Annotated in this window: 1 protein-coding gene and 1 pseudogene; both read right to left on the reverse strand. The window is 65.9% G+C overall.

The genetic code is table 11. The features are described 5' to 3' along the window. A partial coding sequence (locus RMCN_RS30890; RefSeq protein ID WP_131542478.1) for a hypothetical protein occupies positions 1-186 on the reverse strand: 186 nt, incomplete at its 3' end. Between the two features lie 17 nt (positions 187-203). Further along, positions 204-842 (reverse strand): annotated as a pseudogene (locus tag RMCN_RS25525) (transglycosylase SLT domain-containing protein); the annotation flags it as partial.

The following is an 842-nucleotide window of genomic DNA, read 5'->3' on the forward strand; positions in this document are numbered from 1 at the left end:
ATCCAGCGCAGCCGTCGAGTTGTGGTGCTCGACGGCCGAATCCTGCTGACCATCAGCAGCCTGACCCTCACCGGGAGTGATCGACGGCGGCGGAGCCGGACCCAACGGCGCCACCGGCAACAACACCCCAACCCCGGTACCGAAACCATCCCGCGCCTGACCCATCACCCCACCAGCAGCACGCACAAACCCCTCCACCGACATCAGTAACCACCGCCTGCAGAGTTCGGGTTGAACTGCGCAACCTTCGACAGATTCGACCCGCTGGGATCAACCCCGTAGCGGCTCATCACATAGTTCATCGACGCACACAGGTTGGCCACCGGCTCATAGATGTTCGTCGCCGTACCAGGCTGGTGAAAGCTCGCGAACGTCTCCGGAATCGTCTGCACACCGCCGCGTGACGAACCCGCCGGGAACCCGTCCGCCGCCGAGCCGGCCAACCGCGTGGCGTTCATGTCGGAGGTGTTGACCGCCAACGGGTTGAAGCTGGACTCCCGCGCTGCAGCGGTCATCAACCCGGTCATCCATCGTGCCCGAGCCCTCGGGTCGTCAACGCCCATCACGTCAAGCGCTTCGCTGATGTATCCCCGATAGGCATCCCTGCCCGCCGGGAACTTCTGCCGGTCGTACCGCACAGCACTGAGCGGGATCTTCGCTGCCTGCGACACCGCTGACTTCGACCCGCCCGTGCCCGCGGCGGGGCTGCCGTTGCTGCCGGTCAGTTTGGCGGCTTGGGTGAAAGGGGTGGTCAGCCCGCTCAACCCGGAGAGCGGTGCACCGAAACCGGGCATCCCACCGCCACCCATCGGCATTCCGCCGCTCATCGGCATGGCGCCCAA

It is taken from the genome of Mycolicibacterium novocastrense (assembly GCF_001570485.1).
In the GTDB taxonomy this organism is placed as follows: domain Bacteria; phylum Actinomycetota; class Actinomycetes; order Mycobacteriales; family Mycobacteriaceae; genus Mycobacterium; species Mycobacterium novocastrense.